At 52.1% G+C, this 15672-nt stretch carries 12 protein-coding genes; 4 read left to right on the forward strand and 8 right to left on the reverse strand.

Annotated features, from left to right (window positions below; translation table 11 throughout):
- Positions 1 to 38 precede the first annotated feature (38 nt).
- From ACM5Q9_RS12930 to ccsB, 3 genes are all read left to right on the forward strand, one after another.
- Positions 39 to 737, forward strand: coding sequence for a c-type cytochrome (locus ACM5Q9_RS12930; protein ID WP_418145150.1), 699 nt, complete (start codon positions 39 to 41; stop codon positions 735 to 737).
- 108 nt (positions 738 to 845) lie between these two features.
- Entirely contained in the window at positions 846 to 2942 is a 2097-nt protein-coding gene (locus ACM5Q9_RS12935; RefSeq protein WP_418145151.1) for a cytochrome c biogenesis protein ResB, read from the forward strand.
- Between the two features lie 9 nt (positions 2943 to 2951).
- Positions 2952 to 4304 (forward strand): c-type cytochrome biogenesis protein CcsB, encoded by a 1353-nt coding sequence (ccsB, locus tag ACM5Q9_RS12940; RefSeq protein WP_418145152.1) that lies wholly within the window; start codon positions 2952 to 2954, stop codon positions 4302 to 4304.
- Between the two features lie 56 nt (positions 4305 to 4360).
- Here the strand turns inward: ccsB and cydC are convergent, their stop codons facing one another.
- From cydC to lptM, 7 genes are all read right to left on the reverse strand, one after another.
- On the reverse strand, positions 4361 to 6070 hold the full coding sequence (gene cydC, locus ACM5Q9_RS12945) for a thiol reductant ABC exporter subunit CydC (RefSeq protein WP_418145153.1): 1710 nt from the start codon (positions 6068 to 6070) through the stop codon (positions 4361 to 4363).
- The gene (gene cydD, locus ACM5Q9_RS12950) at positions 6067 to 7782 is read right to left on the reverse strand and encodes a thiol reductant ABC exporter subunit CydD (RefSeq protein ID WP_418145154.1); all 1716 of its coding nucleotides are present in this window, start codon (positions 7780 to 7782) and stop codon (positions 6067 to 6069) included. The genes cydC and cydD overlap by 4 nt, the downstream gene beginning before the upstream one ends.
- Before the next feature lie 13 nt (positions 7783 to 7795).
- Entirely contained in the window at positions 7796 to 7915 is a 120-nt protein-coding gene (gene cydX, locus ACM5Q9_RS12955) for a cytochrome bd-I oxidase subunit CydX (protein ID WP_418145155.1), read from the reverse strand.
- A gap of 12 nt (positions 7916 to 7927) precedes the next feature.
- Positions 7928 to 9088, reverse strand: a complete 1161-nt coding sequence (gene cydB / locus ACM5Q9_RS12960; RefSeq protein WP_418145156.1) for a cytochrome d ubiquinol oxidase subunit II — start codon at positions 9086 to 9088, stop codon at positions 7928 to 7930.
- Positions 9089 to 9099: 11 nt separating this feature from the next.
- Positions 9100 to 10671, reverse strand: coding sequence for a cytochrome ubiquinol oxidase subunit I (locus ACM5Q9_RS12965; protein WP_418145157.1), 1572 nt, complete (start codon positions 10669 to 10671; stop codon positions 9100 to 9102).
- Positions 10672 to 10979: 308 nt separating this feature from the next.
- Positions 10980 to 12272 (reverse strand): diaminopimelate decarboxylase, encoded by a 1293-nt coding sequence (gene lysA, locus ACM5Q9_RS12970; RefSeq protein ID WP_418145158.1) that lies wholly within the window; start codon positions 12270 to 12272, stop codon positions 10980 to 10982.
- A gap of 49 nt (positions 12273 to 12321) precedes the next feature.
- Positions 12322 to 12567: an LPS translocon maturation chaperone LptM gene (lptM, locus tag ACM5Q9_RS12975; RefSeq protein WP_418145159.1), complete on the reverse strand. Its 246-nt coding sequence runs from the start codon at positions 12565 to 12567 to the stop codon at positions 12322 to 12324.
- A 38-nt stretch (positions 12568 to 12605) separates the two neighbouring features.
- Between lptM and cyaY the strand changes: the two genes are divergently transcribed.
- Entirely contained in the window at positions 12606 to 12935 is a 330-nt protein-coding gene (gene cyaY, locus ACM5Q9_RS12980) for an iron donor protein CyaY (protein WP_418145160.1), read from the forward strand.
- A 138-nt stretch (positions 12936 to 13073) separates the two neighbouring features.
- Here cyaY and ACM5Q9_RS12985 read toward each other — a convergent pair whose 3' ends face one another.
- Positions 13074 to 15524 (reverse strand): penicillin-binding protein 1A, encoded by a 2451-nt coding sequence (locus tag ACM5Q9_RS12985; RefSeq protein WP_418145161.1) that lies wholly within the window; start codon positions 15522 to 15524, stop codon positions 13074 to 13076.
- Positions 15525 to 15672: the final 148 nt, after the last annotated feature.

The following is a 15672-nucleotide window of genomic DNA, read 5'->3' on the forward strand; positions in this document are numbered from 1 at the left end:
AAATGCGTACTGATCCGCTGTGATCATAGAGGGTATTCATGAAGCAAGTTTTATCAAAAATTTTAGTGACGAGTGGCGTTGCCATGGGCCTGGCCATGAGCGCTTCCAGTTTTGCCGCCAAGCCTGACGTCAAGGCCGGAGAGGAACTGTATACCAATGGCGATATGTCACGCGGTATTCTGGCCTGTGTGGCCTGTCACGGTGTTGCCGGTAATAGCATGGTCCCCATGTATCCAAGCCTGGCCGGTATGCCCTATGAGTACATTGTCAACCAACTCAAGAATTTCCAGGTTCCTGAAGGTGCCAAGTCCAGCAACCGTACCGATGCGCAAGGCAATCCAACCATGATGGGGCCTATTGTTGCGAACATGACACCAGAAGACATGCAGAATCTGGCCAGTTATGTCAGCAAGCAAACCCTGACACAACCTGCTACCGCAAAATTGGGTGCAGACCTTAGTATTGTGCAGCGTGGCCGTGAAATCTGGCGTGCCGGTATTCCCGACCGTAATGTTCCTGCCTGTGCTTCCTGCCATGGAGCAACCGGCAAGGGTATGCCTGGCGCATTCCCGTCCTTGTCTGGTCAGCACCCCGAGTACCTCGAGGCCCAGTTGCTGGCCTTCGCTGACGGTTATCGTAAAAATGGCGGCACTGAAAACATGATGGGCGTTATTGCCAACCGCATGAACCGTGCAGACATCAAGGCAGTTGCCGATTACGCGGCCGGTATTCGTTAAATTGTTGCCCGCGGTATAGGCCGTGGGGAACTTTTCCAGATAGCGTTATCTAAGATAGGGAGTCCATTCGTCGGCACTCCCTATTTTCTTATGATTTAATAATTTACAATGGCAAAACATACCTCGGGCAGAAGATGGACTGCTGATTTTTTTGAACTGATGGGCTCGATGCGCTTTGCGGTAAGCCTGCTCTCGTTTATTTGTGTCGCCAGTATTATTGGTACGGTTTTGCCACAAAACCAGACGGATCTTCAATACACCGATCAATTCGGTACGTTCTGGTATACCGTTTTCAGTAAATTCGGCGTATCGCAAATCTATAATACCTGGTGGTTTCTGGTCATTATGGGTTTTCTGGTTATTTCCACCACAGTTTGCCTGCTTCGCAACACCCCTAAAATGATCAAGGATATGCGCTCTTTTCGTGAGTATATCCGTGAAGGTAGTTTGCGTGCGTTTCCCCACAAATTGAATGTAGAGGTTGGTTTCGATCAGGAAACCACCGTGCGCATGTCCAAGTCATGGTTGAAAAAACAAGGTTACAGCTACCGTGAAAAGATTTCGGAAAATGGCGTGCTGTTGGCTGCCAAAAAGGGCAGTGCCAATCGCTTGGGCTATATATTTGCCCACGTTGCGATTGTCGTCATCTGTATTGGCGGCTTGCTGGACAGCGAATTGCCTAACCGCCTGCAAATCTGGTTTGGTGGCAAAGCGCCCATTCCGGCAACGGCGAAATATATTTCTGATGTTGACGAAGAGGCCCGCTTTTCTTCCTCCAACCCTAGCTTTCGTGGCAATGTAGCCATTTCCGAAGGCGGCAATTCAAGTTACGCCTTGTTGGGCATCGGTGGCGAACAATACCTGCAGGTATTGCCATTTGATATCAAGCTGAATAAATTTATTATCGAGTACTACGAAACCAATGGCATGCCCAAGCGTTTTGCCAGTGACGTTACCATTACCGATCTTAAAACCAAAGAAGTACAGAACCGTATTATTGAGGTTAACCATCCCTTTGCCAAAGATGGCATTACCCTGTATCAGTCCAGTTTCCATGATGGTGGTTCCAAACTGCAATTAACCGGTTATCCGGTTAGCGGGCAGGCCACTGAAACCTTTGAGTTGAACATGGAGGTGGCCGGGACCACTAAATTAACCACCACGCTTAATGGTGAAAACAAAGAGTACCGGGTCACGATTGATGACTTCAAGCCCATCAACGTTGAAAACCTGAACGCTGGCAGCGATGGCTTGCAGCCTAAAAGTTTTGAAGAGCAGATCCTGGCGGTTACCGGCAGCGCGGCGGGTAAAGCCCATGAAGTGCAAAACGTGGGCCCAAGCGTAGCGTATACCCTCAGTGATGACAAGAACCAGTCGGTGAAGTATAACAATTACATGCTGCCCATGATGCTTGATGACTCGCTGGTTTTTCTGGCGGGTGTCCAGCTGCCGGGTGAAGGCATGTTCCGTTATGTTCGCATGCCTGCCGATGAGCAAGGCACGCTGAATGAGTTCATGGCCATGCGGGCTGCCTTTGATAACCCAGACTTGCGAAGCAAGGCTGCCCGTAGTTTTGCGGAAAAATCCCAGGATGAGCGTTTCAATGCTGACATGATCACTCCGCTGGCCGAGCAGGCCTTGGCCATATTTGCCAAGGGTGGCTTCATGGGTATTGATCAATACGTTGATGGAGTCAATGTGCCCGAAGCGGAACGGATGCCAGAAAACCTGCGTGAACCCATGAAAAAAATCCTGCGTGATTACCTGCTTTTCAGCGCGGTAGAGTTGCGCAACCTGGTACGCACCGAAGCGGGTCTTGCGCCAATTTCATTAAGCAATCGTGAAGAGGCTGAAAAGCAGGCCCGCTGGTTTGACCTGTCATTGCGTGCGCTGTCCGACTTAAGTGCTTATCCGGCGCCTGTCATGTTGCAGCTCAAGACTTTTGAACATATCCAGGCCAGTGTCTTGCAGGCCACCCGTTCACCGGGCAAAAGCTCTGTTTACCTGGGCTCTTTGTTCTTGATTATCGGTGTCTTTGCCATGTTTTATATTCGTGACCGCCGCATCTGGATGTGGATTAAACCTGGCGACACGGCAAATAGCAGTAAAATAATGTCAGCAATGACTTCACAGAAAAGAACGCTGGACTTCAACCGTGAGTTCGAGCGCTTCAGGCAAGACTTTTCAGATTTGGCTAAAAAGTAGGAATTGAATATGTCGAATACCTTGGTGCAACCTTCTCCGGGAACGCGTCCCTCAGCGAACTGGGAAGAGCAAATTTCAGAAACTGGTGACAACCGTGTCCTGCGGGGCAAACCCGACTGGACCGATCTCGTTTTCTTTCTGGTTCTGGTAGCAGGGGCAGCATATGCCATTGTGACCTATCCCAATGAAATGGATATTTACGAGAAATATATCCTGGCCGGTTCCACCCTCTTTGTGACCTGGGTGGGCTGGTTGTGGCGTCCTTTGCGTTCGCTCATGATTGCCTGTGGCCTGGCGGCATTGCTGGCTATTGGCCTTTATGATGGCAACCTGGCACAGGCTGATAACCAGTTCCTGCTTAAATACCTGCTGTCCTCACAGTCTGCCATTTTATGGATGTGCGCCCTGTTTTTCATGGCTACCGTGGTGTATTGGGTGGGGTATGTCAGCCCAACCGCAGCCTGGATGGGTACCGTCTTCACCTGGGCGGGCGTGTTTTTTGGCTTTACCGGCTTGCTGGTCCGCTGGCGTGAAGGACACCTGATTGCCCCCGACATGGGGCATATTCCTGTCAGTAACCTGTATGAAGTTTTCGTGCTGTTTTGCCTGATAACCGCGGTTTTTTACCTGTACTATGAAAAGCGCTATAACACGCGTGCCTTGGGTGGCTTTGTATTGCTGGTCATATCCACGGCGGTCATTTTCCTGCTTTGGTACACTTTCGAGCGCGATGCGGCAGCGATTACACCATTGAATAATGCCTTGCGCAGCTGGTGGATGAAGCTGCACGTACCGGCCAACTTTATTGGCTACGGTACCTTTGCATTGTCGGCTATGGTGGGTTTTGCTTATCTGGTCAAGCAACATGGCGAAACTACGTCCTGGAAGCCCATGATCCCCTTGCTGCTGATTGGTGGTGCCATGGTGTCTGAACCGTTCATTTTCAGTGACAAGGAAAACTTCGGTTTCTGGATTCTGTATTTTGGCTTAAGCGTTATTATTGTGGCCTGCATTTTGATGGCCCGTAAAACGATTGCCAGCAAATTGCCTCCGCTAGAGGTGCTTGATGACATCATGTACCGGGCCATTTCAGTGGGATTTGCCTTCTTTACGGTAGCTACCGTGCTGGGAGCGCTGTGGGCCGCCGATGCCTGGGGAACTTACTGGCAGTGGGATCCCAAAGAAACCTGGGCCTTTATTGTGTGGCTGAATTATGCGGCCTGGTTGCACTTGCGCCTGATGAAAGGAATGCGTGGTACGGTTGCTGCCTACTGGGCGCTGGCTGGTTTGATCATTACCAGTTTTGCTTTCCTGGGCGTGAATATCTTCCTGTCTGGCTTGCATTCGTACGGTGAGTTGTAAAACAGGAATGCCCATTAAAACCTGCTTGGTTTTAGGGTAAAAAAACGGTGGTCTGTTCAAAAATGTGAACTGGCCACCGTTTTTTGTTGCTGAACTGGTTTGAGCTCACTGTGCAAACGACCATTTGCCAATACAAAGTTTTCATCAACCACGCCTTCAGGCAAATTGGCATGCGTTACGATGATCACCGTACGGTCTTTAGCCACCTGTTGCAGGTTGGTAAACCAGGCATCGGCGGTAGTTTTGTCAAGCCCTGCGGTGGGTTCGTCAAGCAGCCAGACCGTTGCCTTGGATAACAAGACACGGGCCAGGCATAAACGGCGGATTTGGCCGGTAGAAAGCGTGTTGCCACCTTCGCCGGTCCAGGCGTCCAGGCCACCAATCTGTTCAATGTGGCTAGCCAGATGAACCTGCTTCAGGACTTCCCATAAGCGCTCATCTGTTGCATCAGGGTCGGCCAACAGCAGGTTGTGGCGGATAGTGCCCATGAACACCGGTGAATGTTGTGACAGCAGGGCAAAGTGCCGGTAAAGCGATTGGGTGTTTACCGTATTTAAATTGACGTCACCATAAGTAATGGTGCCTGCTGACAAGGGATGCACCTGCATGATGGCCATGAGCAGGGTGGTTTTACCCGTGCCGCTTAATCCCCGAATGGCAATCCGCTGGCCATGTTCCACACTAAGATTTAGCTGGCTTAAAACCGGCTGGTTTTCATAGGCCACACCGATGTTTTGCAACTGCAATTGTCCTGTGGCGGGAAGGGTTGCCGTTGGCTGGGCCTGTCCACTCTCGGTTTGGGCAAGCGCTGTGACAGTCAGGTCTTGAATACGACGGGCGGCGGCTTCAACGGCACCCAGGCCGGCAGCGCCGCGCATGATGGGGGATAAAATTTCAAACAGGCCCATTGCCCCCAGTAACAGTCCCACCCAAATCGGGGCCGACAAGGCCTGCTGTGCCTGTGCATTGGCACCCAGCCATAATAGTGCCAATACCAATGCCCCCATTAACAGTTGCTGCACCAGGGTGCCCAAACTGCCTGCCTGGGTGACCCGTTGCTGTGCCTTGGCCAAACGCAGGCCGGCCTGGTCAAACTGTTCTTGCGCCACCGATGTCAGGCCAAAAACCAGCAGGTCAGTGTGGGCGGAAATGGCCTCATGGGCCAGGGCGCGCAATTCGGCATTGGCTGCCTGGACTTCCAAGCCCGCAGCTGCGGTTTTGCGGGCCAGCAAATAGGGCAGTACACCAGCTGCCAGGCATAATACAAGCAGCAGGATCCAGCCCATCAAGGGTAATGCCATACCCATCAAAAAGCTGAAAAATGCACCGGCCATGACGGCCGTAAAAACCGGGGTGATAATCAGTAAAAAGAAAGTATCCAGGCGTTCTATGTCGTTGATGAGACGCGCCAGCAGGTCACCGTCACGGTATTGGGCCAATTGGGCGGGTTTGAAAGCGGCCAGCCGGGCAAAACTGCCGGTGCGGATTTCCGCCTGCAAGTCCAGCGTGACAATATGTCCGCATACCCGTTCGGCATAACGTGAGGCAATTCGCCACATTGACAGGCCACGCACCAGGGCAGAGGGGAGAAACAGATTGAACGCCAGTGCCGAGCCGGCCAGAAAGGCACCGGTTAAAAACCAGCCGGAGACCGTTAAGAGCCCCACGCCGGCAAAAACGGTCGATAAGGCCAGGAACAGGGCCAGAATGCTTAGGCGCCAATGTTGTTTAATCCAGGGTCCGGCCAACTGCCACCACAATTTCACGCTTTTTCCTTCATAAAAAGTTTTTGATTGCGAATGTGCCAGACTTGGCCAATGCACTGTGCTATTTCCTCATCGTGGGTGGCCACCAGCAAGGCACGGCCCCGGGCAAAGCGTAAAATGGCCTGGATAACCGCGTCACGGGTTTGCCCGTCAAGATAGGCAGTGGGCTCGTCCAGCATGATCAGGGCCGGGTCGGTTAAAAACAGCCTGGCCAGCGCAAGCCGGTGGGCCTGTCCGCCAGACACGCCGTGTCCGCGTGTACCCAGCACGGTATCCAGTCCTTGTGCCAGGCCGGTTACAAAACCGGCTGCCTGGGCCTGCTCAAGGGCAGACCATAATTGCTGTTCGGTAGCCTGGGGGTTGACGGCCAATAAAAACTGCCGGATGCTGCCCAGGCCGATAAAGGGCTGCTGGCCAATCAGGATGTATTCGTTTTCGGCAAAATAATGCACCAGTTGACCGTTGGCGTAGGGTCGCAGTCCGGCCAGGGTCTCAAGCAAAGAGGTTTTGCCAATGCCGCTTTCGCCCATTAAGGCGATGGGCTGGTCGAGCTGCAAGGTAAAATTGGCGGGTAATAAAATATCGCGTCCTTGAGGGGTTTGCAGGGCAAGTTCCTGTGCCTGCAAGACAAGCCCACTGCCGTTACGGGCCTGGCGCTGGATGATGGGGGATTCTGCAACGGTTGGCAGGCTGGTGTCGTGATGATTGGGCAGTTGTTGATACAACTGGTGCAAGCCTTGCGCTGCTGCCTTGGCGGTGGCCCGGTCATGGTAGCTGGCTGCCATCTGGCGCAGCGGCATATACACTTCGGGTGCCAGTAACAGGCAAAACAGGCCATGCTGCAAGGTATAGCCAGAAAAATGGGCGCCTAGCATGCCTAAATAACTGAGCCCGATATAAATGGCCACACCGGCCACGCCCAGGGCGGCAAACAGCTCAAGCACTGCCGAAGACAGGAAAGCAATCCGCAACACTTTCATGGTGGTGTCGCTTAAGCTTTTGCTGGCCGAATGTACGGCTTTGATTTCGTCCTTGGTGCGTCCCATTAAGGCCAGGGTGAACAGACCACGAATCCGGTCGGCAAAAATACCTGACAGACGGCTTAACGCCTGTTGGTGTTTTTGGTTGGCGGCCTCTGCACGCATGCCGATTAGGGCCATAAACAGGGGAATCATGGGGGCGCTGAATAAGAACACCAGGGTGACGATCCAGTCGATGGGTAGGATCACAACCGCAAATGCCAGGGGCAGAAAAACCGCGGAAATGGTGGCGGGCAGAAAACGCTGCAAATAGCCGTCAAGTGCCTGCACCTGGTCGAGGATGGCCGTGGTGAGGGCGCCAGCCGGCGTTTGCCTGCTCCAGACAGGCCCCCGGGCCAGCAATTGTCCAAAAAACCGTTGCCGCAATTGTTGCTTGATGTGTTCGGAAGCCCGGGAAGCGGCCATTTCGCCAGACCAGACCATCAAGGCCCGAAGGGCAATCAGCAGGGCAATCAGTAACATTTGCCCCCATAACTCGGCGGGGGCAACCGATAAACGAATGGCCTGGTCGAGGGTTTTTGCCAGCATCCAGGCCTGGAATACCAGGACTCCCCCTGCCACAAGTGGCGCACCGATGGCCCACATCATGGCTATGGGTGCTATTTTCCAGAGACCTGACAACCAGCGGTTCTGTATGGCAGCTTCTGTTTTAGAGGGAGTATCTGGTGACATTATTAATGAAACACTATTGGGTTTTTGTGGCTTTGGCATTCTTTTCTATTGTACGCAATTCAAACCACATTGCGTTCAGGATGGAAAAAGCACATGCCAGGCCTAAACCTAAAATCCATGAAAAATACCACATAATGGTGATTCCTTAGTAAGCATGGGGGGCATCGTTAACCGTTTCAGGGGTAACTTTCCCACGCATGACACGATATACCCAAGAGGTATAGGCAATGATGATCGGCAGGAAAAACAGCGCAACCAGCAGCATGATCCACAAGGTTAAATGGCTGGCTGAGGCATCATAAAGGGTTAAGCCAGCGGCCGGGTCAAGGGATGAAGGCAGCAGGAACGGATAGGTGGAAAAGCCAAAGGTAAAGATAATGGCGGCAATGCTTAACGAGGACATGAGCAAGGCAAGCAAACCGCTGCGTTTTACCAGCAACATGGCCAGCAAGGTGGTAACAATACCCAGGGCCGGTGCGATCCAGGCCAGGGGCGTTACGCTGTAAATACCCATCCAGGCTCCGGACGCAACCGTAACCGCCTTGTCGGTGGACAGGGGATTGGATACATCGTTGGCAGTTAGCAGGGCAGTATCCATCCTATATCCGGGTACCGACGCGGCAATCCAGACACCGCCAAGCACAAACAGCACGATCACGGCAAGACCCGACCAGATGGCCCAGCGATGTGCCGCCTGTGCAATGCCGTTTTCTGTTTTCCAGCTTAATACCGTGGCGCCTTGCAGCAGCAGCATGGCAATGCTAAGTACGCCACACAACAGTGCAAAAGGCTGGAACAGGCCGAAAAAGCTGCCTTCATAAACAGGTCGCAAAGTGTCAGCCTCGAAGCGGAATGGCACGCCCAGCATGACGTTGCCAATAGCCACGCCAAAAACCAGGGCAGCAACCAGCCCGGTTAAACACCAGGTGAGATCCCAGTTTTTACGCCATTTTTCTGATGGCAGCTGACTGCGGTATTTAATGGCAACCGGACGTAAAATAAGCGCCACCAGCAACAGCATCATGGCCAGATAAAAGCCAGAAAACGACATGGCATATAACAATGGCCAGGCGGCAAAAATAACGCCACCAGCCGTAATCAGCCAAACCTGGTTACCTTCCCAAACCGGGCCGATCACGTTGTAAAGAACGCGCCGTTCGTCATCGGATTTGGTAACCAGGGGCAACAGCATGGCCACCCCAAGGTCAGCGCCGTCCATGATGGCAAAGGCAATTAACAGCACACCCAGCAGCAGCCACCAAATATGGCGCATGGTGTCATAATCAAACAGAATTAACGATTCCATTGTCCAACTCCTTATTTAGCGGTAATGGCACTGGCGGCAAAGTCATTGGCGTCAGGCTTGTCATCTTCTTCTTGAGGGCCTTTTCGTACCGTATACAGCATCACCTTGGTGGCCAGCGCGGCCAGGGCGCCATACAGCACAATAAAGATGGTCATACTGATGACGAGATCGCTGACATTAAGCCCCGAGGCGGCATAGAAAGTGGGCAATACGCCTTCAATAATCCAGGGTTGACGACCAAATTCGGCTACGAACCAGCCGCATTCAACGGCAATCCAGGGCAATGGAACGGTGAATACCGCCAGCTTGAGAAAGCGTGGTGAACTGGTAAGGCGATCTTTGCTGGCCAGGTAAAAGGCAACCATAAAGAAGCCAATAAAGTAAAAACCCAGTGCGACCATGAGGCGGAATGTCCAGAATAAAGGGGCAACCTGAGGGACGGTATCCCAGGCTGCCTGGTCAATCTGCCCGGGGGTGGCGGTGTTCAGGTCTTGGACATAACGCTTGAGCAACAGGGCATAGCCCAGGTCTTTCCAGTACGCATCAAAGACGGTTTGTGCCTGTGCATTGGTTTTATCCACACGCAGTGTTTGCAAGGCGTTATAGGCTTGTACCCCATGTTCAATGCGAACCTTTGCCTTGTCGACCAGCTCATTGATGCCTAACAGGGGAGTGGTCAGGGAGCGGGTGCCAATAATACCCATCGCCCATGGGATTTCCACGGCAAACTCATTGCGTCGCTCTTCCTGGTTGGGAATGGCAATCAGGTTGAAGTTGGCCGGTGCCGGCTCTGTGTGCCACATGGATTCCATGGCGGCCAATTTCATTTGCTGGTGTTCGGTGCTTAAATAACCGCTTTCATCACCCAGAACCACGACCGACAATGAACCCGCCAGCCCAAAGCTGGCGGCAATGACCATGGAGCGGCGGGCAATTTCGATATGACGGCCACGCAACACGTACCAGGCACTGACGCCCAGCACGAAAATGGCAGCCAGGACATAGCCGGCACTGACCGTATGTACAAATTTGGCCTGGGCCACCGGATTAAGCACGACTTCGGCAAAATCGGTCATTTCCATGCGCATGGTGTGGGGGTTGAAGTAGGCACCCACAGGGTTTTGCATCCAGCCATTGGCGATTAAAATCCACAAGGCCGAAAAATTGGCTCCAATGGCTACCAGCCAGGTAACAACAAGGTGGCCCACTTTGGATAAACGGTCCCAGCCAAAGAAGAACAGGCCGATAAAGGTGGCTTCCATAAAAAACGCCATTAAGCCTTCAATGGCTAATGGCGCTCCAAAAATATCACCGACATAATGACTGTAATAAGACCAGTTCATGCCGAACTGGAATTCCATGACGACACCGGTTGCAACTCCTACGGCAAAGTTAATGCCAAAAAGTTTGCCCCAGAACATGGTCATGCGACGCCAGATGTCTTTACCCGTCATGACATAGACGCTTTCCATAATGGCCAGCAAAAATGCAAAGCCTAATGTTAACGGTACAAAAATAAAGTGAAACATGGCTGTCAGCGCAAACTGCAAGCGCGACAGGGTGACGACATCCAGATCTATCATGCTGATTCTCCAGAGCTAAAGGGGGCGTTTTAGAATCTTAACCGCACTAGGAAATATGAATACATTGTAAGATTGATGACAATGTTTACAATTGGATTATAGCTTACTTTTGGTAATAATTTGAAGGCAATACATCCAAATATTCATATGTTCGAATGTATTGATTCCGGAAAGAGTGTCTGAATAAATCAGCAAAACAAGATCAATGAGGGGCATGCGTCAGCTGGAAAAGAAAATGACCCCATGAAAGAGGTCATTAAAAGTAAAAGGCCGGAAAATACTTGGCTATAAAGCTTTAATCAGGGCTGTTAGGGCAGGAGCTGTTCGCCTGCAAACAGGTCTTCCAGTTTTTCGCGCTGGCGAATAATATGGAAACGCTCGCCATCTACCATGACTTCCGCCGCCCGGGGACGGGTATTGTATTGGCTGGACATTACAAAGCCATAGGCACCGGCGGATTCAAGAGCCAGGATGTCGTCTTGCTCTAGCGCAATGCTGCGTTGTTTGGCCAGCCAGTCTGCACTTTCACAAACGGGACCCACAATATCATAGGTTTCGGGGGTTTGCGCGCGTGGCTTGACGGGCAGCAGTCCATGGTAGGCTTCATAAAGCGCGGGACGCATCAGGTCGGTCATGGCTGCGTCAATAATGGCAAAATTGCGGGCTTCGGCATGCTTGAGGTACTGGACACGCGTTAGCAGGATGCCTGCATTGCCAATCAGTGAACGGCCTGGTTCCAGAACCAGTTGCAAATGGGCATAGCCACGTTGTGCCAGTTTTTCATAAACGGGTTCCAGCAATTCTTTAGGGTCGAGCGGGATTTCATCGGTATAGCGGATGCCAAGGCCACCGCCAATGTCCAGATGCGCTACCTGGATTCCCTGCAGGCCAAGGGTATCAAGCAAGTCCAGGGTTTTGTCCAGGGCATCAAGGTAGGGGCTGACTTCGGTAATTTGTGAGCCGATATGGCTGTCGATGCCTACGATTTTAATACCGGGCAGGGTACTGGCTTTTTGGTAAGCCGCCGGTGCGCTGGTAATTTCGATCCCGAATTTATTTTCTTTCATGCCGGTTGAAATGTACGGGTGTGTTTTGGCATCGACATCCGGGTTCACACGTAAAGAAACGGGCGCTGTTTTGCCCAGTCGCGTAGCGACTTCAGAGATGCGATGCAGTTCGGCTACCGACTCTACGTTAAAGCATTTGATGCCGGCATCAAGGGCTGCTTCGATTTCCCAGTCCTGTTTGCCCACGCCTGAAAAAACAACCTTGGCGGCTTGTCCACCTGCTTTCAAGACACGGGCCAGTTCACCACCGGAAACAATATCAAACCCACTGCCCAGTTTTGCAAATTCGTTCAGGACCGCCAGATTGGAGTTGGCTTTCATGCCATAACAAACCAGGGTATTGCGGTTGCCAATGGCATTTTGGTAGGATTGCCATGCTGCCTTGAGTGCGGCCAGGGAGTAAACATACAGGGGGGTACCCAGTTCACGGGCCAGGGTTTCCAGGCAAACGCCTTCGGCATGCAGGGTGTTGTTTTGGTAGTGAAAGAAGGGAGAACCGGCAGGGACGGGTAGTGGTTGTGATTGTGTGGTCATTGCAAATTGATAATCAGAATTAACGGTGTATGAAAAATAAATGGGAACATTATTGGGGGATGCCGGTTTTTTGTTCCTGCTCCCGGGCACGCGCTTGTTCCCTTTCTTTTTGCGCCGCTTCTTTGGCGGCTTGCTTGCGTGCCTTTATCCTTTGATCGCGTGCTTCTATTTGCTGTAATTGTTCTTGGGTAGGATAATATAGAGGTGCCTTGTATCCGCAGGCGGTAAGACCCAAACTTAAGCCAAGCAGGGATGCAATTGAAAGACTGCGGCGTAATTTTGTAAACGCAGGCAATTTACTACTCCAAAAAATTTTTTTATAGAATTGATATTATGACTGAATCAGAATTTCTTGCACGTGCAGATGATATTTTAGACAAGATTCAGGCCCAGGCTGATGGCTGGTTCGAACATCTGGATATTGATGTTGATGCGAACCGCAGCGGCCAGGTGCTGACCCTTGTATTTGACAGTACCCGGCATGTCGTGATCAATAGCCAGGCACCCTTGCAGGAAATGTGGGTGGCGGCGCCTAGCGGTGCTTTTCATTATCGCTTTGATGGCCAAGTGTGGCAAGATACCCGTGGTGGTGCTGATTTGGCTGCCAATGTTGGCGCCCTGTGTTCAGCAATTACCGGACAGACCCTGACCGTTACCTTGTAAGAAGAATAACACCGTGGCGGGGCAGCGAGAAGTACTGCCGGCGACGGGTGCTTGCCTGGATGGCCAGGTTTTTCATGCTTGTAGTACCAAAAAACGCTCATTTCATAGGGTTGAAAATGAGCGTTTTTTTATGGTTTCCTAAAAGCGTATTGGTGGTCCACCCAAGGGATTGAACGACTCAATCAGCTTGCCGATGGCATCACCGCTACCTTGTGCTGCCGGTTTGGCCGCACCGTCTTCTTCAGTGCCAGGGGCATAGCCACTGCCTCCGACACCCAGGTTGGCAATCGCCTGTCCGGCGGGGAATTCGGAATAGTAAAAATTATTGCCTTCCTTGACCAGGCCTGCTGGCAAGGGGCCTGGTTTGGCAACCGGTATCGAAGGCAGTACTTGAGCCATGTAATCGAGCCAGATTGGCATGGCTGCACCACCACCGGTTTCGCGGTCACCCAATGAACGGGGTTGATCGAAACCCAGCCAGGCAATGCCTACCATTTTGGGCGTATAGCCGGCAAACCAGGCATCGAAAGATTGGTTGGTGGTACCGGTTTTACCGCCGATATCGGCACGTTTAAGCGTTGCCTGGGTCCGGGCCGCCGTACCATTGCGGGCAACGCCCCGCAGCAGGTCATCCATGACGTAGGCGGTGCGAGGGTCAATGGCGCGGTTGGCTTCATTGCCTGCCTTGACCGGTTGGGCTTTCATCAGGACAGTGCCGTTGGGGTCAGTGACGTAGTCGATAATGAAGGGATTGACACGATAGCCGCCGTTGGCAAAGACGGCATAGGCACTGGCCATTTGCAAAGGTGTCACGCTGCCTGCACCCAACGCCATGGTCAGGTAGGCACCTTTAGGGGGGTGTCGTGCGGGGTCAAATCCGAAACGGTCAATGAATTCCATGGCAAAATCCGGGCCAACGGCCTCAAGGATGCGAATGGAAATCATGTTTTTGGATTTGTACAGGCCCTGGCGCAAGGTTAGACTATAGGTATAGCTGTTGCCGTAGTTCTTGGGGGTCCAGGGTTTGCTGCCGGTTTTTGCCGCACTCAGGTAGAACGGCTGGTCGGAAATATTGGTTTCCGGGGTTAAGCCCCGCTCAAGGCCGGCGGCATAAATAAAGGGCTTGAAGGTTGAACCTGGCTGGCGCCACGCCTGTGTTACCCGGTTGAAGTCGCCGCGGTTGAAATCAAAGCCGCCAACCATGGCCTTGATGGCACCATCAGTAGGGTTAAGGGCAACAAAGGCAGCTTCGACTTCAGGCATGTTGATGATGGTCCAGCTGTCTTTTGTTTTTTGCAGGTAAATGACGGAACCACGCATGATATGCCGTTTGGCGCTGGGCTTGGCTACCAGGGCGCGCTTGGCATTGTTAAGGGCGGTGCCGGTCAGCTCAATGGGGTGGCCGGCTTCCCGAATGGCAACCACCTTGGTTGGGCTTGCGGAAAGCACCAAGTAGGTTTGCAGGTCGTTGCTGTCAGGGTAATCGTTTTTGACTTTATCCAGGAACTCTTCCATTTTTTCCTGGTTTTGTTCCAGTCCGGCAGGCAGCTCCAGTTGTGCGGCCGGCCCAGGATAGGCTTTACGGCGGGTATAGGTAAGGATTCCGTCACGCACAGCCTTGTAGGCGGCTTCCTGGTCTTTGGAATTGACAGTGGTGTATACGTTAAGGCCACGGCCGTAGACGTTATCTTTGTAGATGTTGTACATCAGCTGGCGGGCGAGCTCGGCAACATACTGGCCATGAAGGGCAAACTGGGTTTCCGGGGCACTGTTGTCGCGTGACTTGACCTGAATTTTCTCATTCATGGCTGTGTCATACTGTTCCTGGTTGATGTACTTCAGCTTCAGCATGCGGCCCAAGACATAATGCTGGCGTTCGATGGCGCGTTTCAGGTTGGTTTTGGGGTTAAAGCGTGAGGGTGCCTTGGGAATGCCTGCCAGAATCGCTGCCTGCGCAATGCTGATTTTTGACAGGGGAACACCAAAATAAGTACGGGCGGCCGCAGAAAAGCCGTAAGCGCGATGACCCAGGTAAATCTGGTTCAGGTAAAGCTCGAGAATCTGGTCTTTGGTGAGGGTGTCTTCAATTTTATAGGTGAGCAAAAGTTCATAGAATTTGCGGATGAACGATTTTTCTGAAGACAGGTAAAAGTTACGGGCCACCTGCATGGTAATGGTACTGGCGCCCTGGGCTTTGGCACCCGAGGTGATATTGGCCAATACGGCCCGGCCTACGCCCGACCAGTCAACCCCGTGGTGATTATAGAAATTGTCATCTTCCGCGGCTAACACGGCCAGTTTCATGACATCGGGAATTTCATTGAAACGCATGACATTGCGTCTTTCTTCACCATATTCGGCAAGCAGGACTTTGTCTTCCGAATAGATGCGCAACGGGATACGTGGCCGGTAATCGGTCATTGCCTGGAGGTCGGGCAGGTTCGGCCAGGTAAGGCCGATCGCCATGATCACCAGCAAAGCGCCACAAAGCCCTATGCCTGCGCAAAATACGATGGATTTCATGATAAACCGTCCCAGCCATGAGCCGGACGACGATTTCTCTTTTTTGGGTGCGGTAGTTTTACTCATTACACGGGATTTTAAAGCTTTGTGGACAGAATTTCGTGAAAAACTCATCGGTTTCTGTAACTGAATTGTGCAGTTTAGCGCTCCTCACTTAGGTTGCAAGTGATAATATGCAAAACAGTGCAAAATAAGTCTCAAATTACCGACATTT

Source organism: Advenella sp. RU8 (assembly GCF_048381675.1).
In the GTDB taxonomy this organism is placed as follows: domain Bacteria; phylum Pseudomonadota; class Gammaproteobacteria; order Burkholderiales; family Burkholderiaceae_B; genus Advenella.